We start from the raw sequence: 20,328 nt of genomic DNA, 5'->3' as shown, positions 1-20,328 counted from the left end.
CCGTTCATCTGTCGTATGACGTGAGTCACGACTACAAGAAGAATGCCCATGCTCGATACCCTCCGCCGCATTGTCCAGGAGGTTAACGGAGCACGTAGCCTGGAGGCCGCGCTGGCCACCATGGTGCGTCGCATCCGCAAGGCGATGCATACCGATGTCTGCTCCGTCTACCTGTACGATTCCGAGCGGGAACGACTGGTGCTGATGGATACCATCGGCCTGCATACGCAGGCCGTCGGCCATGTCACGCTGCAACTGGGCGAGGGCCTGGTAGGCCTCGTCGGCGAGCGTGAGGAGCCTCTCAATCTGGAGGATGCTCCCGCGCATCCCCAATTCCGCTATTTCGCTGAAACCGGCGAAGAGCGCTTCTCCAGCTTTCTGGGCGTGCCGATCATTCACCAGCGTCGCATGCTCGGCGTGCTGGTCGTGCAGCAGCAGGACAAGCGGCGCTTCGATGAGGGGGATGAAGCGTTTCTGGTGACCATGGCGGCGCAGCTTGCAGGCGTGCTGGCTCACGCGCTGGCGACCGGGACGCTGACACGCCGGGCCCATCCCGAAGGGCAGGCAGTGTTCGCCGGGATTCCCGCCTCTCCGGGCATGGTCATCGGCGAGGCGGTAGTCATTGCGCCGCCCGCCGATCTGGACAGCGTGCCGGATCTGATCCCCACGGATATCGAATTCGAGATCGCACGGTTGCGAGAGGCGATTGAGCGGGTGCGCCATCAGATCCAGAAGGCTGGGGCGCGGCTGGCAAGTCGCATCTCGGTGCAGGAAGTGGCGCTGTTCGATGTCTACCAGCAGATGCTGGCAGATGCCGCCCTGGGGCAGGAAGTCGAGAAGCGCATCCGCGAAGGTCAGTGGGCCCCTGGTGCGCTGGCCGACGTGGTACGTCGCCATGTTCAGTATCTCGAGCGCGTCGACGATAATTATCTGCGCGAGCGGGCCGCGGACGTCCGCGATCTGGGGCGACGCGTACTTTCCTATCTGCAGGAGGACAATCCGCAGACGCCCGAGACCTTTCCCGATCACACGATTCTGGTAGGTGACGAGATCAGTGCCGCGATGCTGGGCGAGGTGCCTCGCGAAAAGCTGGCGGGGCTGGTGTCGGTAAAGGGGTCCAGCACCTCGCACGTGGCGATACTGGCCCGGGCGATGGGCATCCCCACCATCCTGGGCATGGTCGACCTGCCGCTGCCGCGCCTCAACGGCACACGGGTCGTGCTGGATGGCCATCGCGGACGCCTGTTCGTGCGGCCTACCAAGGAGTTGGAAAGCCATTACCGGAGCCTGATCGCCGAGGAGCAGGCGCTGGCCGAGGTGCTCGAACACGAGCAGCATCTGCCCAGCGAGACGCCCGATGGGCATGTCATGCCACTGATGGTCAATACCGGGCTGGCTGTGGATGCCGTCGCATCGCTCAAGCCGCGGATCAGCGGGGTCGGCCTGTATCGTACGGAGGTGCCGTTCATGATGAACGAGCGCTTCCCCAGTGAGCAGGAGCAGACGCGCATGTATCGCGATCAGTTGGCCAGTTTCGCGCCGCTGCCGGTGATCATGCGCACGCTCGATATCGGCGGCGACAAGGACTTGCCCTATTTCCCCATCAATGAGGCGAATCCCTTTCTCGGCTGGCGCGGCATTCGGGTCACGCTGGATCATCCCGAGGTGCTGATGGTGCAGTTGCGCGCCATGCTGCGGGCCTCCCAGGACCTGGACAATCTGGGCATCCTGCTGCCGATGATCTCCGGCGTGGAGGAGGTCGATGCCGCTCTGCGCTTGATCGAACGAGCCCGCAAGGAGCTCAGCGATGACGGCCTGGAACTGGTGCGGCCCAAGATCGGGGTGATGATCGAGGTGCCAGCGGCGCTGTACCAGCTGGAATTGCTGGCGTCGCGTATCGATTTCTTCTCGGTGGGCAGTAACGACCTGACCCAGTACCTGCTGGCGGTGGATCGCAACAATCCGCGGGTGGCAAGCCTGTACGATGCCTGCCATCCGGCGGTATTGACGGCACTGGCGCGCCTGGCCGATGAGTCGGCGCGGCTGAAGATCACCACCTCGGTATGCGGCGAACTGGCCGGTGATCCGGCCGGAGCCTTGCTGCTGATGGGCATGGGCTTCGATGCGCTGTCGATGAACGCCCCGAGCCTGCCACGGGTACGTGCCGCGATACGCCGGGTGCCTCTGGCCAGTGCCCAGAATCTGGTCAGGGAAACGTTGGCACTACCGACCACCTCGGCGATTCGTGGTCATCTGCGCCAGCGCCTGGAAGAGTGGCAGCTTGCCCACCTGCTGCCGCCACGGGACTAGGTTCTGTCTGAAAAATCGGCAGGGCGCCGGTGCGGGCTGGTGCGTTCAAGCTTGAGCGATCACTTCATGCCCCAGCGGCTGGCCGTGGGGCCCGAAGCGGCGCTCCTGCAGTGTCAGTGTCCCGTCGGCCTGCCACTCCACCAGCGTGGTGGCGCGTGTTCCGTAGGTTTCACCCACGATGAAGATAGGTGACAGGAAGCGCTCCATGTCCCGGCTTACGCCGGTCTCGGGGAGTTGCTCGTCGGCGGGGCACCAGGTGTCATGCATCAGTTCCCAGCTCCGCCGTGTCCAGTCGGGAGCGGCCAGCGCCTGATGGAATTCGCGGCACGCCCGCGTCAGCTTCGGCCAAGGCGTATCCAGTGTCGCGTTGGACAGGCCATGTACACCGGCGGGGATTTCGGTGAGCGTGGTAGCCGTCGGGCCATGGTGCAGATGCCACATCCGCATGCCGTCACATGCCAGCAGGTTGAATCCGGCATAGGCGTGGGCATCTTCCCGTTGCAGGTCGTGGAGCCAGCCTTCCAGCGACGCACACTCCAGCGCCTCGTGCACCAGCGCTCCGCGGCTTGGGCCGGCCTCCGGCGCCGGGTGCTGCGGGGCACGGACATTGGTCACGGCCACGAGGCGCTTCTGTCGGGACGCCGCCAGCCAGGTTCCACCGGCGCGGAGATCCCGCCCGCCGAGAATATGCGGAGCATCCTGCCAGGTGTTCAATGCCTGGCTGGGCCGAGCGTGGACCTCGTCACGGTTGGCGGCCAGGCGGAGCGGCACTGCACTCCCGGGGCGCCAGTCAAAAACGATCAGACACATGCAGGTTCGCCTGGTAATCGATATGGGACTTAACGGACGCTCAGCCTAGCGCCTGCACGCCGAGGCGGCCAGTGTTCCGCGATGGCAAGCCCTACGGCGAACGCGTAAACTCGGCGCAGCGCCGCTGACGGTACCCGATGCCTCTGGCTTGGTGTCGTCTCATAGCGGCATGGCCGTTGGCTCTGATGCCAGGAAGCAGTTAAGGAGAAGGCATGTTGACGTACCCCCAGTTCGATCCCGTCGCGGTGGCTCTCGGGCCGCTCAAGGTCCACTGGTACGGTCTGATGTACGTGGTCGGCTTCCTCGGGGCCTGGTGGCTGGGACGCCGGCGTGCTGACCGGATAGGGCTGACGCAAGACGATATCGGCGACATGCTGTTCTACGGTGCCTTGGGCGTGGTACTGGGAGGACGTCTCGGTTACGTGCTGTTCTATGGCTTCGATCGCTTGCTGGACAATCCGCTGTGGCTATTCCAGGTCTGGGATGGCGGCATGAGCTTCCATGGCGGCCTGGTGGGCGTGCTGATTGCGGCCCTGCTGTTCGCCCGCAAGCACGGCCTGGCCTTCTTTCAGCTCACCGATTTCATCGCTCCACTGGTGCCCATCGGTCTGGGGGCGGGGCGCATCGGCAATTTCATCAATCAGGAATTGCCGGGGCGCATCAGCGACCTGCCCTGGGCGATGGTCTATCCCGGCATGGGGCCGCAGCCGCGCCATCCCTCGCCACTCTACGAGTTCGCGCTGGAAGGGGTGGTCATGTTCGCCGTCCTGTGGTGGTTCTCGAGCCGCCCGCGCCGGCGCGGCATGGTGTCCGGCCTTTTCCTGGTGCTCTACGGCTCGTTCCGCTTCTGCGTGGAGTTCGTGCGCCTGCCCGATCCCCAGCTTGGCTTCATCGCTTTCGGTTGGCTGACCATGGGACAACTGTTGAGTCTGCCCATGGTGCTTGCCGGGCTGGCTCTGATGGCCTGGTCGCGTCGCCAGCCGGTCGATGATGCACGCACCGCTTCCGCTACCTGAATTCGTCACGTTCGCGAACGGCTTCGCAACATGTTTCATTCATTCTGACAGGCCTTGCCATGCAGCCCTACCTTGACCTGATGCGCCGGGTGCTTGAATCCGGCACCGAAAAATCGGACCGAACCGGTGTCGGAACCCGCAGTGTCTTCGGCCATCAGATGCGTTTCGATCTGGCCGAGGGGTTTCCCCTCGTGACCACCAAGAAACTTCATCTGCGCTCGATCATTCATGAACTGCTGTGGTTTCTGCGCGGGGATACCAACATCGCCTACCTCCAGGAGCATGGCGTGCGCATCTGGGACGAGTGGGCCGACGAAAACGGAGAGCTGGGGCCGGTCTACGGCTATCAGTGGCGCAGTTGGCCGCACCCGGACGGTGGCCATGTCGATCAGATCGCCAATGTGGTCGAGCAGATTCGCCGCAACCCGGATTCCCGGCGCCTGATCGTTTCGGCCTGGAACCCGGCGCTGGTAGATGAGATGGCGCTGCCTCCCTGTCACGCGCTGTTCCAGTTCTACGTGGCCGAGGGGCGGCTCTCCTGCCAGCTCTACCAGCGCAGCGCCGATATCTTCCTCGGCGTGCCGTTCAACATCGCCAGCTATGCTCTGCTGACACACATGGTGGCGCAGGTCTGCGATCTGCTGCCCGGTGAATTCATCCATACGCTGGGCGATGCGCATCTCTATCTCAATCATCTCGAGCAGGCCGAACTGCAGCTGACGCGTGAGCCGCGACCCAGGCCTCGGCTGGTGCTCAATCCGGAAATCAAGGATCTGTTTGCGTTCCGCTTCGAGGATATCGCCATCGATGGCTATGATCCGCATCCCCATATCAAGGCGGAGGTGGCGGTATGAGCATGCGCGAGAATTGCATCGAGACCCTGGTGCCGGTCGCTCTGGTGGCGGCGTTGTCGCGTAATCGCGTCATCGGTATCGATAACCAGTTGCCCTGGTATCTGCCCGAGGATCTCAAGTTCTTCAAGTCCGTGACCATGGGCAAGCCGCTGGTCATGGGGCGCAAGACCTTCGCCTCCATCGGCAGGCCGCTGCCGGGGCGGCTGAATATCGTGGTGACACGGGACCCGGCGTTCGCTCACGAGGGGGTGCGCGTCTGTCATGATCTGCCCAGCGCTCTGGAGCTGGCCGACCAGCAGGCGATCATCGATGGCGCCGAGGAGATCAGCGTCATCGGCGGTGGACAGATATTCGACCAGGCTCTGCCCAGCGCCACGCGACTCTATCTCACCGAAGTGGATGTCGATATCGAGGGAGATGCCTATTTTCCGGAAATCCCGCGCGGGGAGTGGGTGGAGGCTCAGCGTGTGCCGGGACAGGGCGGCGAAGGGCGCCCTGTCTACCATTTCGTGCGCTACGAGCGCCGCAGCGACGCCGACGAGAGTTGCCAGCCCGGCGAAGCTGACACAGACTAGGAAGCATCAAGAAACGCAAACCGTCTTGCCTTGACGCTCATGGAGACCGAGCCCTGATGTCGGAACGTGCCAGAACACTGCTGGATGCACTGGAGAAACGGGCAGAGGCCAGCCTGGCCCAACTGGATGCGGCACGCGCCAGGGCGCAGGCACTGGAAGCGGAGAACCTTGCCCTGCGCAAGGAACTCGCGGCGCTTTCCGCTCAGATGAACATGACCCGCGGCGCCGAATCCGCCTCGGCCGTGCCGTCGGACCCGGCAGAGCAGGGCGCGGCGGTGGCGGAGCCCGCGCCACTCGAGCAGACCTCGGAGAGCATGCCGGCTAACTCGGAGGCGGATGCGCGGCACGATGCCATGGCCCGGCAGCCAATATCCGCTGCTGCCGGGGCGGCCCCGCCGTCGTCTTCCGAGCCGGCAGCACAGCGCCATGATGCGGGCCGTGACGCGCCTGCCCCTCAGGCGCTGCTGAAGCAATGGTATCAGCGCTACCCGAAGACCTTCTTCAAGGGGCATACGAAGCCGCTCAAAACCGGGATTCACCTTGAGCTTGCCGAACGTGAGCCCTGGCCGGAGAAGCTGGTACGCCGCACGTTGGCGTGCTACGTGCATCTGCCCCGTTATCTGAAGGCGGTGCGTGCCGGCGCCGTGCGGGTGGATCTCGATGGGGCCGATGCCGGTGTGGTCAGCGAGGAGGAGGCGCTCCATGCGCGTAAGCAACTGGAGTCCCTGCAGCAGCAGCAGCAGGAGCGCGAGCGCAAGAAATCGGAGCAGCGTCTCGATCGCAAGCTGAGCGAACTGCTCGCCAAGCATGGGCATTGAGACGCCAGGGCGTCACGGCTGCTGTTCGTCATGCCCTGGTCGGCGGACCAGGCTGTATCCACCCACTCCTTACGGCTCTTGCGGTAGGTAGGTAGGTAGGAATTCTGACTTGCCGTAAGGCTTGCCGTTGAAAATCGTCATTTGCCGTCCACTGTCACGGCCGTGAAGATGCGCCTGCCGTGAATTCATCGAAATGTCATTTGGATGATCTATCGTCGGCTCCCGACCTCAACGGGCTTGCCCAGCCGCCGGGGTGGAATAAAGGGTCAGGAACGGAATATGAAAACAGTGTTTTTTTCTTGTTGCGTTCCCGCTGGGACCGGTATAAGGTTGCTGGGCGAGCATTGGATAATTATAAGGCTTTTGTACTTGGCAGCCGGTGTTGTAGGAAGAAAGGCCGTCATGCGAGTCGAGAGCCGACTGCATCTGCAGACACGATCGAACAGAACAGTAAGCTAGTTAAGGAACTTATCGCGATGAAAAAGACGCTGTTAGCGACTGCTATTGCTGGTGCCCTGGGCGCTTCTGCCGCTGCACAGGCTGCGACTGTCTACAACCAGGACGGCACTCAGCTCGACATCTACGGCAACATCCAGATTGCCTACAAGTCCATCAAGAGCGCTGAATACGATCAGAATGGTAACGTAGCTGGTATCGAAACTCAGGACGAGGTCTTCGATAACGGTTCCACTATCGGCATTTCCGGTCAGCACGTGATCAACCCAGGCCTGACCGGCTACTTCAAGGCCGAGTGGGAGCACAACGCCGACGAAGAGAAGAGCAACGGCGGTATCAACCGCGGTGACCAGTCCTACCTGGGTCTGCAGGGCAACTTCGGTGACGTTCGCCTGGGTTCCTGGGATGCGCTGATCGACGACTGGGTCGAGGATCCGATCTCCAACAACGAATTCTTCGATCTCACCGATAGCCCAGTTGCTGGGGACGATGGTTACAACACGCAGAATAGTGTTGACCGCGAAGGCGACAAGCTGCAGTACCTGTCTCCGCTCTTCAGTGGCTTCCAGTTCGCTGTAGGTAGCCAGTACAAGGGCGATGCTGAAGGCGGTTTCGATAGTGATGGCAAAATGCACTATGAAAACGTTGATAGCTCCGGTAACGCTTCCTTCTATGGCGGTGTGAAGTACACCACCGGTGCCTTCTCCGTCGCAGCGGTTTACGACAACCTCGACAACTACGACGGCGACGTGACTGGTAACACCGTGATCGAGACCGGCGAAGAGTTCGACGCTGGCAATCAGTACGGTGTGACTTTCCAGTACACCATGGAAACTCTGCGCGTTGCGCTGAAGTACGAGCGTTACGATTCCAAGAGCGACCTGCCTGATGAAAACCGCTACGCGCTGGGTGCCCGTTACGGCTACGGCTACGGCGATATCTACGGTGCTTACCAGTACGTTGACGTAGGCGGCGATATCGGCGACTGGAGCCTGAACAACAACCCCACGCGCAGCGACTACGACGACGACGACAATCGTAACGAAGTCGTGCTGGGTGCGACCTACAACATCTCTCCGGCCATGTACACCTTCATCGAAGGTGCCTGGTACGATCGCGATAGCGATGAAGGTGACGGTGTTGCCGTGGGTGCCGTCTACGCTTTCTAAGCGTGTGATGCTCCAGGCGATCGCCTCCTGATCGCAGCATGAAAAGAGATAGAAGCCGGCCCTTGGGCCGGCTTTTTCGTTTAGGCATGGGATTTCAGTTCCCGGTGCCTTGTAGTTCCAAGCCTCTAATTCTCGCTATTTGCCTGAGGCTTCCCAGCTTTGCTTTGCAAGGTTCCGGTCAAGGTTCCGGTCCAGGCGAGGACGCCTTCGCCATCGGCGGTTGTGCATCATCGGCCATGCAAAAAAAATGCCCGCCAGAAGTATGGCGGGCCAACGCAGGGTTTTTGATCCAGGCAGCCTGAGTCACTGCGAGTGAGGCAGTGTTTCCCGGTCGGCTGCATCGTGTTTGGCGTGCGGATTTCTTAGTCTAATCGGGCTTGGGATCTGTCTTGGCAGAGGCTGTCTTGGAAGAGCCGGAGACGATCCATGAAAAACGGCTCCTGGCGCTATTGCCACCGTCCCGGTCTTGAGGCGCTTTCTGTCATCTGGGAAGAAGAAAAGCGATATGCCCGCGAGCGCAGCGGACCACCGGTGGCATTGCCACCTGTCGGTGCGTCAGGTTGAGCCTGCTGAAGGTTTATGGCGATGGCGCTCGACTCGCCAGACCGGCTCGTCTGGGGGCGTGGTGGGCTGCCGGCTTGGCTTTTTCGTGTAAAGTAGGCCGCCATGCGCGCTTCGAGTGCGGTAGCCTTGCAGATAAAGGTACCGCAATCAGCGCAATAGATGTCCTGTTGCGATGTCGTTTGTTGGGGGACGCGAAAGAGCTGGCCCAGACAGACGTCGCATTGCAGTTCTAGGGGCAGTGTCATCATTGCCTTTTTTTATCCCTTCCTTGGGCGCCATGCGGATTCGCGATGGCTGATTCTTATCGGCATGTCGCTGTTCGCCGCTCCATCGAAGCCTGTCCGATACTTCACAACAGAGCGTAGGCCTTCCATGGCCAAGTGCGCGGGTGCCTTCGCGCTTCTTCCCTGAACAGGCCCGGAGGCGGGCCAAGGTGACAACCATCGGTCGTCTTCGGGGAGCGTCTTCGTGCCGATCCTCGGCGCGAGCCTTTCATCCGAAAGACTTCCCCATCCTGGGGTAAAGACGAACCAGCGAATCCATGCCGGCTTTCTTCCTTGAGAACACCGCGACCGGTACCGTATGCCTCCTACATGTCCATTCCCTTCCCTGGGAGGTACCGGTCGCGCTGGCCTTCCTGGCCGTTCCCGTGCGCGCTCATCCTGAGGCGCTGGCCGAGCGCTGCTGTTCTGCTTCGCTCGGCAGTAACAATGGCACCGGATCAGGCGTTACGCAACCCTTCATTAGCCTAATTATTATTCGCGGTTTGGTAATGGTGCATTTTTGCATTCATTGGCGTTATTAAATAACCGTTCAAAAATGCTTCGCCAGTGTGTGGCTGCTGAGCGTTATCCGCCAGCTCAGAAGCCGTCAGTCATTGTCGGAGTCACGCAGGATTCGATCTGAGAGTCTTTCTGCAAGGGGGTTTGTCGTCCATGGCCGCCATGCAACGAAATCGCCCGCGTCATGGACGCGGGCGATGTTTTGCGGCTCGGTTTAGAATCAGGCGAGGCCTTCCTGCAGCGTCTCCTTCACGTTGCGCTTCAGTGCGGCACGTACGCCTTGGCCATAGTCCGGATGAACCTGGTCGAAGTGGGCAAGCTGTCGTTCGATGATGAAGTGCGGAGCACCTTCCATCGCGGCGGCGATGTTCGAGAACAGGCGCTCACGCTGACCTGCATCGAACAGCGTGAACAGGGCGCGGGGCTGACTGTAATCATCGTTGCCTTCGCGATGGTCGTAGCGGCTCGCGTCGCCCTCCAGCGGCAACGGCGGTTCGGCGACATCGGGGCGCTCTACCGGGCCACCGAAGGAGTTGGGCTCGTAATAGGCGTCCGGATCCGGGTTGTTGGTGAAGAAGCGCATCGGACCATCCTTGTGGTAATGATGCACCGGACATTTCGGCTGATTGACCGGCAGGGCCTCGTAATGCGTGCCCAGGCGATAGCGGTGGGCGTCGGCATAGGAAAAGACGCGCGCCTGGAGCATCTTGTCGGGCGAGAAACCGACTCCCGGAATCTTGTTCGACGGACTGAAGGCGGCCTGTTCGACCTCGGCGAAATAGTTCTCGGGGTTACGGTTCAGTTCCAGGATGCCGACCTCGATCAACGGGAAGTCAGCATGCGGCCAGACCTTGGTAAGGTCGAATGGGTTGTAGGGCACCTGACGGGCCTGGTCTTCGGTCATCACCTGAATGCAGAAGCGCCACTTGGGGTAGTCGCCCTTGTCGATGCTGGAGTAGAGATCCTCCTGGGTGGATTCCCGAGTCCGGCCGACGACCTCGGCGGCTTCCTCGTTGGTCCAGTGGCGGTGGCCCTGCAGCGACTTGAAGTGGAACTTGACCCAGACCCGCTCGCCGGCGTCGTTGATCAGCGAGTAAGTGTGCGAGCCATAGCCGTTCATGTGGCGCACGGTCTGCGGCAGGCCGCGATCCGACATCAGAATGGTGATCTGATGCAGCGACTCCGGTGACAGCGACCAGAAATCCCACATCGCGGTAGAGGAGCGCAGGTTGGTGCGCGGATGGCGCTTCTGGGTATGGATGAAATCGGGGAACTTGTACGGATCGCGCACGAAGAATACCGGCGTGTTGTTGCCGACGATGTCCCAATTGCCCTCCTCGGTGTAGAACTTCAGCGAGAAGCCGCGCACGTCACGCTCGGCATCGGCAGCACCCGCTTCCCCGGCCACGGTGGAGAAGCGTGCCAGCACGGGGGTCTGCTTGCCGACTTCGGAGAACAGCTTGGCACGTGTATAGCGAGTGATGTCCTGGGTGACGGTAAAGGTCCCATGCGCTCCCCAGCCCTTGGCATGAACGGCGCGTTCGGGAATGCGTTCGCGGTTCTGGTGCGTGAGCTTCTCGATCAGCTGATAATCTTCCAGAAGCAACGGCCCACGTGGTCCGGCGCTGAGGCTGTTCTGATTGTCGGCGATCGGGGCGCCGGCTGAAGTCGTCAGTGTCTTACGGTCGGTCATGGACATTATCCTCTGATCTGATAACCACGGTTTCGTTCCGCTTGGCTGTTAGGTTATGGCTATTGGGTTTTTAGTTACAATCACCTTTAGCTATTCAGATGATAGGCATGAGGCGATAGGCGGCTCGCAGATACGCAACGGGGAGGCATGAGGCGGTAGGCGGCTCGCAGAGACGCAACGGGGAGGCAGGAGGTGAGTAATGGCAGGGAAGGAGGCTGGTGGAAGGGGGCGCGATGCATAACATTTCTGTACACAGGCTTACTTGATAAAAACTCCACCGTTGACTGAACTGAGCAATACCAGAGGAGGGAGTTAAGGGCGTAAGGATACGCCTCCTATGCCATTACTCGCCTGTTATCGGCTTACAAATCAAAGGCCGACACTCTGAATATGCAGCATTTCTTTGAACGGATTCTTGGCGGCGGTATGAGTGAGCAGTTCAGTGCAGTAAATAGTGATTCATGGACTGCCTTCATCTGCCCGGAGTCCCCCGAGACAATAGCTAAGGAGTGAATGATGGCGACAGTTGCTGAGAAAAGACTGGTGGAGTGGCTGCGTGATGCTCATGCCATGGAGCAGCAAGCTGAAAAAATGTTGAAGGGCCAGGCCAGCCGTATCGAACACTATCCTGACCTCAAGCAGCGCATCGAGCAGCATATCGAGGAAACGGTGCATCAAGCCGAGCTCATCGAAAGCTGTATCGCTCGTCATGATGCCAGCCCTTCCGGCATGAAGGACATGGGAGGCAAGGTGGCGGCCTTCGGACAGGCCATGAGCGGCTCGGCCGCCGATGATGAAATCGTCAAGGGGGGCATCGCCAGCTATGCCTTCGAGCATTTTGAGATGGCCTCCTACAAGGCCTTGATCGCAGCAGCGGAAGAAGCGGGCGATCAGGAAACCAAGCGGATCTGCGAGGGCATTCTCAAGGAAGAAGAAGCCATGGCGGCATGGCTTGCGCAGCACCTGCCTGAGACCGTGCATCTCTATCTCAAGCGCGAGGAAGCCGAAGGCGTCACCGCCAAGCGCTGATAGAGGCCAAGCAGCGGCTAGAATCGAATAACGTCTCGTGCTGAACGCATTTCGCCCCGGTCATCGGGGCGAAATGCTGCTGGGGCCTTGGATGGCTATTTCTCGGCTAGACTAGGGAGGTCGAATACGGAGCCTTCGTCATGCAACGACTCACCCCCCAAGGACAGGCCATCGCCGAGGATCTCGCCCGGCGTCACGGTTTCAGTGTAGACGCGGTCACGCACATGATGTTTGCCGTATTCAACGGCAATGGTGGCATGGCGCAGTTTTCCCATCCCGAATTCGGCGGCTCCGGACAGTGGATGCGAGGTGGCATGCTGATGCTGAGCGACATGTTCAACCACGCTCTGAAGGAGCGTGTCGATGCCGTGTGTCACGAGATTGCCGATATTTTCGCCAGCCAGCCGGGACTGTTGCGTAGCGGCGGTTTCCAGAGCCAAAGCCAAAACCAGAGCAGCGCGGGCCAGCCGCAGAGCGAGAGCGCAGTCGCCGGGCATTCCAGCCTTTTCGCGTCCGGCTCCGGCAGTCAATGGTGGCCCGCCGAGCTGGGCGTGCCGAATGCCACGGGCGCTCAGAACGACGTGTGCTATGCCTACTTCGGCGATGCCCGCAGACTCGCCGTACAGACCGACGGCAAGGTGTGGATCTACGACACGCTGGATCATCGTATCGGCGGCTTTTCCCAGCAGCAGGGTGCGGGCGGTTCGATCACCTTCTCCAGCCAATACGGCAACGTGGATCTGGCCAGCCTGCCGGTGGTATGTCGCAATGACCAGCCGGTACCGCAACCTGCCCGCTCCCCCGGTAGCACGCCTTCCGACAGCAACCAGCTGGAGGAGAGCATTTTCAGCGCCATCGAGCGCCTCGGCGATCTCAGGGCCAAGGGTATTCTGAGCGACGAGGAGTTCGCAGCGAAGAAGGCCGAGCTGCTGGGAAGGTTATGATGTCGGGCTGTTCGATCCGGGCAGGATATATCGAGCGCCAACAGGCCCTACGCTCTGTATGAAAAATGCCTGCGCTCATTCAGGCAGCGTTAAAAATCAGCTCAAAAAGCTCATTTACACTGCGTAAACTCCGCTTTATCGCTAATTTTTGCCTTGCCTGAGTATCGCTCGCCGATTTTTAAGACAGAACTTAGGAATCATGTCATGAGAACTTATGAATGTGTCTGTGGCAGCCGGTTGTTCTATGACAACAGCCAGTGTCTCAACTGCGGACGGGAAGTGGGCTGGTGTCCGGAGTGTACCTGTATTTCGGCTCTCGAGCCGCTGTATGAGGGCGGTTACCGTTGTATGCATGCCGGTTGCGGAGCGACACTACTGAAATGTCTCAACTATCGCGAATATCAGGTGTGCAATCGCATGGTCGAAGTCGATGCCCACGGTAAAGCGGAAGGGCTATGCGACTGCTGCCGGTACAATAAGGTGATTCCCGATCTCTCGATTCCCGGCCATCTGGAACGCTGGGCGGCGCTGGAAGCCGCCAAACGGAGACTGATCTATACCCTCGACCTGCTGGGGCTGCCGCATGGTACCGCTGCGGAGGGCTTCGCACCTCCGTTGTCCTTCTCGTTCATGGCCGATGCCATGCCCGATAAGGGGCTGTGGCGGAATACCGCCGGAACCCAGAAGGTCTATACCGGTCACGCCGAGGGGCTTATCACCATCAACGTCAAGGAGGCCGATGACGTCGAGCGCGAACGACTGCGTGTCGACATGAACGAGTCCCATCGCACGTTGATCGGCCATTTCCGCCACGAGATCGGGCACTACTACTGGGAGCTGCTGGTCAAGGGGCGGGACGAGGAGAGCAGCCGTCAGGTCTTCGGCGATCACGACAACCCCACCTACGCCGAAGCGCTCGAGCGCTACTACGACCAGGGGCCGCCAGCCGACTGGCCCGATAACTTCGTCTCCGCCTACGCCACCATGCACCCCTGGGAGGACTTTGCCGAAACCTTCGCTTTTTACCTCGATATCGTTTCGGTACTCGACACGGCGCACCATCTGGGGCTGTCGCGCGTCGAGCACGACGATAGCCTGGATTCGCTGCTGGCCGCCTTTCATCAGGTCGGGCTCGGGGTCAACGAGCTCAACCGCGACATGGGTTTGACCGATCTGATGCCGGAGGTGATCACGCCGGCGATTCGCCACAAGCTCGGCTACGTCCATTGGCTGGTAAGGTCTCCGCTCGTCGAGAACACACCCTAGGGCCTGCTGCCGCTTCTTGCGCCCTGTTCTGGGCCCAACGGGCCGGCATCGCGGCCCATGAGGAAAACGTCAACAGACCCTAGTCGTCAGGCTCCTCGTCGTCATGGCTCTGCGACTGGCGCATAGCGTGAGGGGCGTCCTCGAGACGGGCGAAGTAGGCCGCGGCGATGGCTTCGTGGAGGTTGTTGAAGCCGATCTGCAGCTCGTCTATGAAGGCGTGCAGGTCGTCGGGTGAACGCGCCAGCGATTGCACGTCGGCCTCGAGTACGTCGGCACGTACCAGGGCCGCGGCCGCCAGTGCGCGATCGTGGCGTGGCAGCGATTGCAGTTCCCAGGAGAAGGCCTCGAGGCTGCGCGCCACGGCACGCGGGAAATGCTGGTCCTGCAGCAAAAAGCGCAGTACGTCGGGACCGCGCACGCGTAGCCGGATTTGCTGTCGGTACATCTGGTAGGCGGTCAGCGACTTGAGCACGCTCATCCATTGCAGATTCTCGAACGGGCGCAGTTCTTCGGGGTCCTTGGGCAGTAGATTGCCCGAGCGCACGTCGAGAATGCGGGTGGTCATGTCGGCGCGCTCAAGATGGCGGCCCAGGTCGATGAAACAGCGTGCCGAGGTGAAGCTCAGTGTGCCCTCGATCAGCCCGGTCACGGTCTGGCAGCCGCGGATCACGCGCTTGAGGAAGGCGTCACGGCGCCGCGGGGTCAGGCCGCTCTCGCCCTGGTCTCGCACCTCCAGGTAGAGTTCGTTGATCTGCTCCCAGATTTCCCGCGACACCACATCCCGGGTAGTGCGCAGGTTCTCACGAGCGCCGGCCAGCGATGACAGGATCGAGCCGGGATTGTCGCGCTCGACGCAGAGGAACTGCAGCACGTTCTTTTCGTTGCGGCGTTCGAAGCGTTGGTCGAAAAGCGCTTCGCTGCCGGTGATATCGATCAGCGTCGACCAGCCCAGCGCGGTGTGATGTGGCAGATCCAGCAGCAGGTGGCTGTTGACGCTGACCAGACGGGCGGTATCTTCGGCCCGCTCGATGTAGCGCGCCATCCAGTAGAGATTTTCGGCGACTCTCGACAGCATGGCGTCACTCCTCGTCCGTGTCCACGATCCAGGTGTCCTTGCTGCCTCCGCCTTGCGAAGAGTTCACCACCAGCGAATCCTTGACCAGTGCGACCCGGGTCAGCCCGCCGGTGGTCACCTGGATGTCAGTGCCCGATAAAATGAAGGGTCTCAGATCGACGTGGCGAGCTTCGGCAGTGCTGTCGCACAACGTCGGCGCCGTGGACAGCGCCAGAGTCGGTTGGGCCATGTAGTTGCGCGGGTTGGCCTGGATGCGCTCGGCGAATTCGGCACGCTCGGCGGGTGTGGCCCGCGGGCCGATCAGCATGCCGTAGCCGCCCGATTCGTTGGCCGGCTTGACCACCAGTTCGTCGAGATGCTCGAGCACGTAACGGCGATCGTCCTCGAACATGCAGAGATAACTGGGCACGTTGGGCAGGATCGGTTCCTGATCGAGATAGTATTCGATGATCTTGGGCACAAAGGCGTAGACGACCTTGTCGTCGGCCACGCCTGCCCCCGGGGCGTTGGCTAGCGCCACCTTGCCCGCACGCCAGGCACGTAGCAGGCCGGGTACGCCGAGCATGGACTCGGGATCGAACGCCTCGGGATCGAGAAACAGATCGTCGATGCGCCGGTAGATCACGTCGACCCGCGTCAGGCCCTCGACGGTGCGCATGTAGACGACGTCATCGTCGTCGACCACCAGGTCGGACCCCTGCACCAGTTCCACCCCCATCTGTTGGGCAAGGTAGGCGTGTTCGTAGTAGGCCGAGTTGTAGATGCCGGGCGTCAGCACCACCACCTGCGGTTCGTCATGAGGCCGCGGCGACAGGCTGGCCAGCATGTCGTAGAGCTGAGCGGTGTAGTCGTCGACCGGGAGGATGCGTCCGGTGGCGAAGACTTCCGGCAGTATGCGCTTGGTGACGTTACGGTTTTCGAGCATGTACGACACGCCCGAGGGAACGCGCAGGTTATCCTCGAGCACATACAGCGTGCCGTCGCCGTCGCGCACCAGATCCGAGCCGCAGATGTGCGCCCAGACCCGGTGGGGCGGGTCGATGCCGATGCATTGGGGACGGAAGTTCACCGACTGGGCCAGCACCTCGGCGGGCAATATGCCGTCCTTGACGATGCGCTGGTCGTGGTAGAGATCGTCGATGAACAGATTGAGCGCCTCGACGCGTTGCTTGAGGCCTGCCTCGGCATGGCGCCATTCGGCGGCGGGAATGATGCGCGGCACGATGTCGAAGGGCCAGGCGCGGTCGATCATGCTGCCTTCGGAATAGACCGTGAAGGTAATGCCCATGGTGCGAATGGCGATTTCCGCCGCGGCCTTGCGCTCGGCCAGTTCGTGGGGATCGAAGCTGGCCAGGATGTCGCAGAGTTGCTGGGAAGCCTGTCGAGGTCGGCCGGGGGCTTCCAGCAGTTCGTCGTAGAAACCCTTGCTATCGTAGGTCTTCCAGTCGATGTGACTCATCGGCATTCCTCGCCTGATACGGCCGGTCGGGCCGCTAGCTTGCAGTCCGCCAAGCGTGCTCGTTATTGCTCTTATACCAGCAGGCTATACCAGTTTCGGCCCGCCTGACAGGTAGGTGCCGTTGAATTCAGTCATTGTGCTGAGTGCGGGTCCGGCTGATAGTGAAGCACATGATCGCTGTCAGCCGGCATGCCGCCGTGGAGTTCGCAATGACGATTCGCGTTGCCCTGCAACACCGCACTCACTACCGGTTCGATCGCCCGGTCAGCCTGTCTCCACACTTGGTCCGGCTACGGCCGGCGCCGCATTGCCGCACGCCGATCGAGGCCTATTCTCTCGATATCAGCGGTGAGCATTTCCTCCACTGGCAGCAGGATCCGTTCGGCAACTTCATCGCTCGGGTGGTGTTTCCCGAACAGCTCACCGAGTTGACGGTCAGCGTCGAACTGATTGCGCCGATGACGGTGGTCAACCCGTTCGACTTCTTCCTCGATGAGTATGCCGACAACTTTCCCTTCGCTTATCCGGAAACATTGCAGAAGGAACTCGCCCCCTATCTCGAAATACGTGAAGAGGGACCCCTGCTGAATGACTGGCTCAGCCGGGTCAGCCGTGAAGCGCAGCCGGCGGTGGGCTTTCTGGTCGAACTCAATCAGCGTCTGCAGCAGGACATCGGTTACCAGGTGCGCATGGAGCCGGGTATCCAGAGTTGCGAGCATACCCTGGAGAAGGCCTGCGGCTCGTGTCGCGACAGTGCCTGGCTCCTGGTGCAGATTCTGCGCCACCTGGGCCTCGCAGCACGTTTCGTGTCGGGCTATCTGGTGCAGCTCGCTTCCGACCTCAAGGCGCTCGATGGTCCGTCGGGCACCGAGGTGGATTTCACCGATCTGCACGCCTGGGCCGAAGTGTTCATTCCCGGCGGTGGCTGGATCGGGCTGGACCCGACATCCGGTCTCCTGGCTGGCGAGGGCCACATTCCGCTGGCGGCGACGCCGGAGCCCACCAGTGCAGCGCCGATCAGCGGATTCACCGGTGAATGCGAGGTGGCGTTCGACGTTGCCATGCGTGTGATGCGCATCCACGAGGATCCTCGGGTGACGCGCCCCTACAGTGAGGCACAGTGGGAACGCATCATGGCGCTGGGCCAGCAGGTCGATGCCCGGCTGGAGGCTGGCGACGTGCGCCTGACCCTGGGGGGCGAGCCGACCTTCGTGTCGGTCGATGACGTGGAAGGGGAGGAGTGGACGACCGCCGCCATGGGGCCGACCAAGCGTGTCTTGGCCGGCGATCTGCTCAAGCGGCTGCGCCGACGTTTCGCGCCGGGCGGGTTACTGCATATGCATCAGGGCAAGGGGTATCCCGGTGAGCCACTGCCGCGTTGGGCGCTGGCCTGCTACTGGCGCAAGGATGGGGTGCCGCTATGGCGCGACGCCGCGCTGCTTGCCGACGGCTGTCAGAGAGGCGAGTTTGGGGTCGACGACGCACGGCGCTTTGCCGAGGCGCTGACCCGGCGCCTGGGGGTGAGCGCCGAGCGGTTGATTCCCGGCTACGAGGACGCCGGCTATTACCTGTGGCGCGAACGCACGTTGCCGGTCAATGTCGACCCGCGCCAGTACGATCTCGACGACGATGAGGAGCGCCGCCGGCTGGGGCAACTGCTTGAGCGTGGCTTGGGCGAGATCGCCGGCTTTGTGCTGCCGCTGCGCCACTCGCTGCCCCAAGAGCATGCCTCCCCGTCGCGCAAGCCTGCTTGGCAGAGCGGCGCATGGCCGCTCAGGCGCGATCAGCTCTACCTGATTCCCGGCGACTCGCCCATGGGGTTGCGTCTGCCATTGGCCGCGCTGCCCTGGCACGAGCGTCCCGACACGGCACACCCCCGGTCGCTGTTCGAGTTCCGCATGGGGCCGAAAGAGCGTGGCGCGGACCATCACGAGGCGCCCGGCCAGGAACGGCGGGAACCGCCACATGCTGATGCTGGAGGCGACGCTCCCGTTCACACCAGCCTGTGCGTCGAGCCGCGTGACGGTCGCCTGCATGTGTTCCTGCCTCCGCTGACCCGTCTCGAGCACTATCTCGATCTGGTGGCCAGCGTCGAGGACACCGCCGCTGAACTGACCACGCCGGTGGTGGTGGAGGGCTACCCGCCGCCCGCCGATCCGCGCCTGCAGACGTTCATGATCACTCCCGGCCTCGGCGTGATCGAAGTCAATATCATGCCGGCGGAGAGCTGGCCAGCGCTGGTCGACCACACCACGGTCCTTTACGAGGAAGCGCGTCAGGCCCGGCTCGCGACCGAAAAGTTCATGCTCGACGGTCGTCACACCGGTACCGGAGGCGGCAATCACGTGACCCTGGGCGGGGCGACGCCGATGGATTCGCCGTTTCTGCGCCGCCCGGACCTACTGGGCAGCCTGCTGACCTACTGGCAGCATCACCCCAGCCTGTCGTATCTGTTCGCCGGGCTGTTTCTGGGGCCGGCCAGTCAGGCGCCGCGTGTCGACGAGGCGCGTCATGAGTCGCTCTACGAGCTGGAGATCGCGCTCTCCCAGATCCCGGAGGGTGAGGTGCCCCAGCCGTGGCTGATCGATCAGCTATTACGGCATCTGCTCACCGACATCACCGGCAACACCCATCGCGCCGAGTTCTGCATCGACAGGCTCTATCCACCGGACAGCGATACGGGCCGGCTGGGGCTGCTCGAGCTGCGTGCCTTCGAGATGCCGCCTCATGCCCGCATGAGCCTGATCCAGATGCTGTTGATCCGCGCACTGGTGGCACGCTGCTGGGAAAAGCCTTACCGCGGCAAGCTGGTGCGCTGGGGCACCGCGCTGCACGACCGCTGGCTGTTGCCGCACTATCTCTGGGCCGATCTGGCCGATGTGGTTGACGATCTGCGTGAGCACGGTTTCGATTTCGCGTTAGAATGGTTCGCGCCGTTTGTCGAGTTCCGCTTCCCGGTGCACGGGCGGGTTGCCTATCGCGATGTGCAGCTCGAGCTGCGTCAGGCCATCGAGCCCTGGCATGTGCTGGGGGAGGAGAATGTCGGCGGCGGCACGGCGCGTTACGTCGACTCTTCGATGGAGCGGCTGCAGGTCAAGGTCAACGGCATGAGCGGCGATCGCTTCGTGGTGACCTGCAATGGCCGCCGGGTACCGCTCGCCGCCACCGGTCGGGGCGGCGAGGCAGTGGCCGGCGTGCGCTATAGGGCCTGGCAGCCGCCGTCCGCGCTGCATCCCTACATTCCGGTTCATGCGCCGCTGGTATTCGATATCGTCGATACCTGGAATCAGCGCTCGCTGGGCGGATGTACCTATCACGTGGCGCACCCGGCGGGACACCATTACGACACCTTCCCGGTCAATGCCAACGAGGCGGAAGCGCGTCGTCTGGCGCGCTTCTGGGCCCATGGCCATACTCAGGGGCAGGTTGCGGTACCGCCGGAAGCACCAAGCCTGGAATTGCCGCTGACCCTGGATCTGCGACGTCCAGTCTGACATGAAGCGTCAAG

The 20,328-nt window shown here is 61.9% G+C and carries 15 protein-coding genes; 11 read left to right on the top strand and 4 right to left on the bottom strand.

Features of this window, described 5'->3' with window-relative positions:
- The first annotated feature begins 48 nt into the window (after nt 1-48).
- Complete coding sequence (ptsP, locus tag ACYQ12_RS13600) at nt 49-2,310, top strand: phosphoenolpyruvate--protein phosphotransferase (protein WP_459872717.1); 2,262 nt, start codon at nt 49-51, stop codon at nt 2,308-2,310.
- Between the two features lie 45 nt (nt 2,311-2,355).
- Here ptsP and ACYQ12_RS13595 read toward each other — a convergent pair whose 3' ends face one another.
- Nucleotides 2,356-3,120, bottom strand: a complete 765-nt coding sequence (locus ACYQ12_RS13595) for an NRDE family protein (RefSeq protein WP_459872715.1) — start codon at nt 3,118-3,120, stop codon at nt 2,356-2,358.
- A 212-nt stretch (nt 3,121-3,332) separates the two neighbouring features.
- Here ACYQ12_RS13595 and lgt point away from each other — a divergent pair, with 212 nt between their 5' ends.
- The 6 genes from lgt to ACYQ12_RS13565 all read left to right on the top strand — a co-directional run bounded on the left by lgt (nt 3,333) and on the right by ACYQ12_RS13565 (nt 8,572).
- Nucleotides 3,333-4,136 (top strand): prolipoprotein diacylglyceryl transferase, encoded by an 804-nt coding sequence (gene lgt / locus ACYQ12_RS13590; RefSeq protein WP_459872713.1) that lies wholly within the window; start codon nt 3,333-3,335, stop codon nt 4,134-4,136.
- 59 nt (nt 4,137-4,195) lie between these two features.
- Nucleotides 4,196-4,990: a thymidylate synthase gene (locus ACYQ12_RS13585; protein ID WP_459872711.1), complete on the top strand. Its 795-nt coding sequence runs from the start codon at nt 4,196-4,198 to the stop codon at nt 4,988-4,990.
- Nucleotides 4,987-5,565 carry a dihydrofolate reductase gene (locus ACYQ12_RS13580; protein WP_459872709.1) on the top strand — a complete coding sequence of 193 codons (579 nt, stop codon included), beginning with the start codon at nt 4,987-4,989 and terminating at the stop codon, nt 5,563-5,565. The genes ACYQ12_RS13585 and ACYQ12_RS13580 overlap by 4 nt, the downstream gene beginning before the upstream one ends.
- 56 nt (nt 5,566-5,621) lie before the next feature.
- The gene (locus ACYQ12_RS13575) at nt 5,622-6,383 is read left to right on the top strand and encodes a ProQ/FINO family protein (RefSeq protein WP_459872707.1); all 762 of its coding nucleotides are present in this window, start codon (nt 5,622-5,624) and stop codon (nt 6,381-6,383) included.
- Nucleotides 6,384-6,859: 476 nt separating this feature from the next.
- Complete coding sequence (locus ACYQ12_RS13570; protein ID WP_459872705.1) at nt 6,860-8,008, top strand: porin; 1,149 nt, start codon at nt 6,860-6,862, stop codon at nt 8,006-8,008.
- Nucleotides 8,009-8,434: 426 nt separating this feature from the next.
- On the top strand, nt 8,435-8,572 hold the full coding sequence (locus ACYQ12_RS13565; RefSeq protein ID WP_459872703.1) for a hypothetical protein: 138 nt from the start codon (nt 8,435-8,437) through the stop codon (nt 8,570-8,572).
- A 1,002-nt stretch (nt 8,573-9,574) separates the two neighbouring features.
- On the opposite strand, the gene ACYQ12_RS13560 is transcribed toward ACYQ12_RS13565, so the two are convergent.
- Entirely contained in the window at nt 9,575-11,047 is a 1,473-nt protein-coding gene (locus tag ACYQ12_RS13560; RefSeq protein ID WP_459872701.1) for a catalase, read from the bottom strand.
- Between the two features lie 516 nt (nt 11,048-11,563).
- Here ACYQ12_RS13560 and ACYQ12_RS13555 point away from each other — a divergent pair.
- The 3 genes from ACYQ12_RS13555 (at nt 11,564) to ACYQ12_RS13545 (ending at nt 14,286) form a co-directional block, all read left to right on the top strand.
- The gene (locus ACYQ12_RS13555) at nt 11,564-12,076 is read left to right on the top strand and encodes a ferritin-like domain-containing protein (RefSeq protein WP_459872699.1); all 513 of its coding nucleotides are present in this window, start codon (nt 11,564-11,566) and stop codon (nt 12,074-12,076) included.
- A 140-nt stretch (nt 12,077-12,216) separates the two neighbouring features.
- Nucleotides 12,217-13,020: an SHOCT domain-containing protein gene (locus tag ACYQ12_RS13550; RefSeq protein WP_459872697.1), complete on the top strand. Its 804-nt coding sequence runs from the start codon at nt 12,217-12,219 to the stop codon at nt 13,018-13,020.
- 204 nt (nt 13,021-13,224) lie between these two features.
- Entirely contained in the window at nt 13,225-14,286 is a 1,062-nt protein-coding gene (locus ACYQ12_RS13545; protein ID WP_459872695.1) for a zinc-binding metallopeptidase family protein, read from the top strand.
- Nucleotides 14,287-14,365: 79 nt separating this feature from the next.
- On the opposite strand, the gene ACYQ12_RS13540 is transcribed toward ACYQ12_RS13545, so the two are convergent.
- Nucleotides 14,366-15,361 (bottom strand): alpha-E domain-containing protein, encoded by a 996-nt coding sequence (locus ACYQ12_RS13540; RefSeq protein ID WP_459872693.1) that lies wholly within the window; start codon nt 15,359-15,361, stop codon nt 14,366-14,368.
- A 4-nt stretch (nt 15,362-15,365) separates the two neighbouring features.
- Complete coding sequence (locus ACYQ12_RS13535; protein WP_459872691.1) at nt 15,366-16,820, bottom strand: circularly permuted type 2 ATP-grasp protein; 1,455 nt, start codon at nt 16,818-16,820, stop codon at nt 15,366-15,368.
- Nucleotides 16,821-17,029: 209 nt separating this feature from the next.
- On the opposite strand from ACYQ12_RS13535, the gene ACYQ12_RS13530 reads away from it, so the two are divergent.
- On the top strand, nt 17,030-20,314 hold the full coding sequence (locus ACYQ12_RS13530) for a transglutaminase family protein (protein ID WP_459872689.1): 3,285 nt from the start codon (nt 17,030-17,032) through the stop codon (nt 20,312-20,314).
- Nucleotides 20,315-20,328: the final 14 nt, after the last annotated feature.

The sequence above is a fragment of the Halomonas shantousis genome, from assembly GCF_054654615.1.
The sequence above is the reverse complement of the archived record's forward strand: the minus strand, read 5'-3'. Positions and strand labels throughout refer to the sequence as shown.

Bases quoted from the DNA above. Each gene is read 5' to 3' on its own strand.
- ptsP (WP_459872717.1), top strand. From the start codon at position 49: ATGCTCGATACCCTCCGCCGCATTGTCCAGGAGGTTAACGGAGCACGT.
- ACYQ12_RS13595 (WP_459872715.1), bottom strand. From the start codon at position 3,120: ATGTGTCTGATCGTTTTTGACTGGCGCCCCGGGAGTGCAGTGCCGCTC.
- lgt (WP_459872713.1), top strand. From the start codon at position 3,333: ATGTTGACGTACCCCCAGTTCGATCCCGTCGCGGTGGCTCTCGGGCCG.
- ACYQ12_RS13585 (WP_459872711.1), top strand. From the start codon at position 4,196: ATGCAGCCCTACCTTGACCTGATGCGCCGGGTGCTTGAATCCGGCACC.
- ACYQ12_RS13580 (WP_459872709.1), top strand. From the start codon at position 4,987: ATGAGCATGCGCGAGAATTGCATCGAGACCCTGGTGCCGGTCGCTCTG.
- ACYQ12_RS13575 (WP_459872707.1), top strand. From the start codon at position 5,622: ATGTCGGAACGTGCCAGAACACTGCTGGATGCACTGGAGAAACGGGCA.
- ACYQ12_RS13570 (WP_459872705.1), top strand. From the start codon at position 6,860: ATGAAAAAGACGCTGTTAGCGACTGCTATTGCTGGTGCCCTGGGCGCT.
- ACYQ12_RS13565 (WP_459872703.1), top strand. From the start codon at position 8,435: ATGAAAAACGGCTCCTGGCGCTATTGCCACCGTCCCGGTCTTGAGGCG.
- ACYQ12_RS13560 (WP_459872701.1), bottom strand. From the start codon at position 11,047: ATGACCGACCGTAAGACACTGACGACTTCAGCCGGCGCCCCGATCGCC.
- ACYQ12_RS13555 (WP_459872699.1), top strand. From the start codon at position 11,564: ATGGCGACAGTTGCTGAGAAAAGACTGGTGGAGTGGCTGCGTGATGCT.
- ACYQ12_RS13550 (WP_459872697.1), top strand. From the start codon at position 12,217: ATGCAACGACTCACCCCCCAAGGACAGGCCATCGCCGAGGATCTCGCC.
- ACYQ12_RS13545 (WP_459872695.1), top strand. From the start codon at position 13,225: ATGAGAACTTATGAATGTGTCTGTGGCAGCCGGTTGTTCTATGACAAC.
- ACYQ12_RS13540 (WP_459872693.1), bottom strand. From the start codon at position 15,361: ATGCTGTCGAGAGTCGCCGAAAATCTCTACTGGATGGCGCGCTACATC.
- ACYQ12_RS13535 (WP_459872691.1), bottom strand. From the start codon at position 16,820: ATGAGTCACATCGACTGGAAGACCTACGATAGCAAGGGTTTCTACGAC.
- ACYQ12_RS13530 (WP_459872689.1), top strand. From the start codon at position 17,030: ATGACGATTCGCGTTGCCCTGCAACACCGCACTCACTACCGGTTCGAT.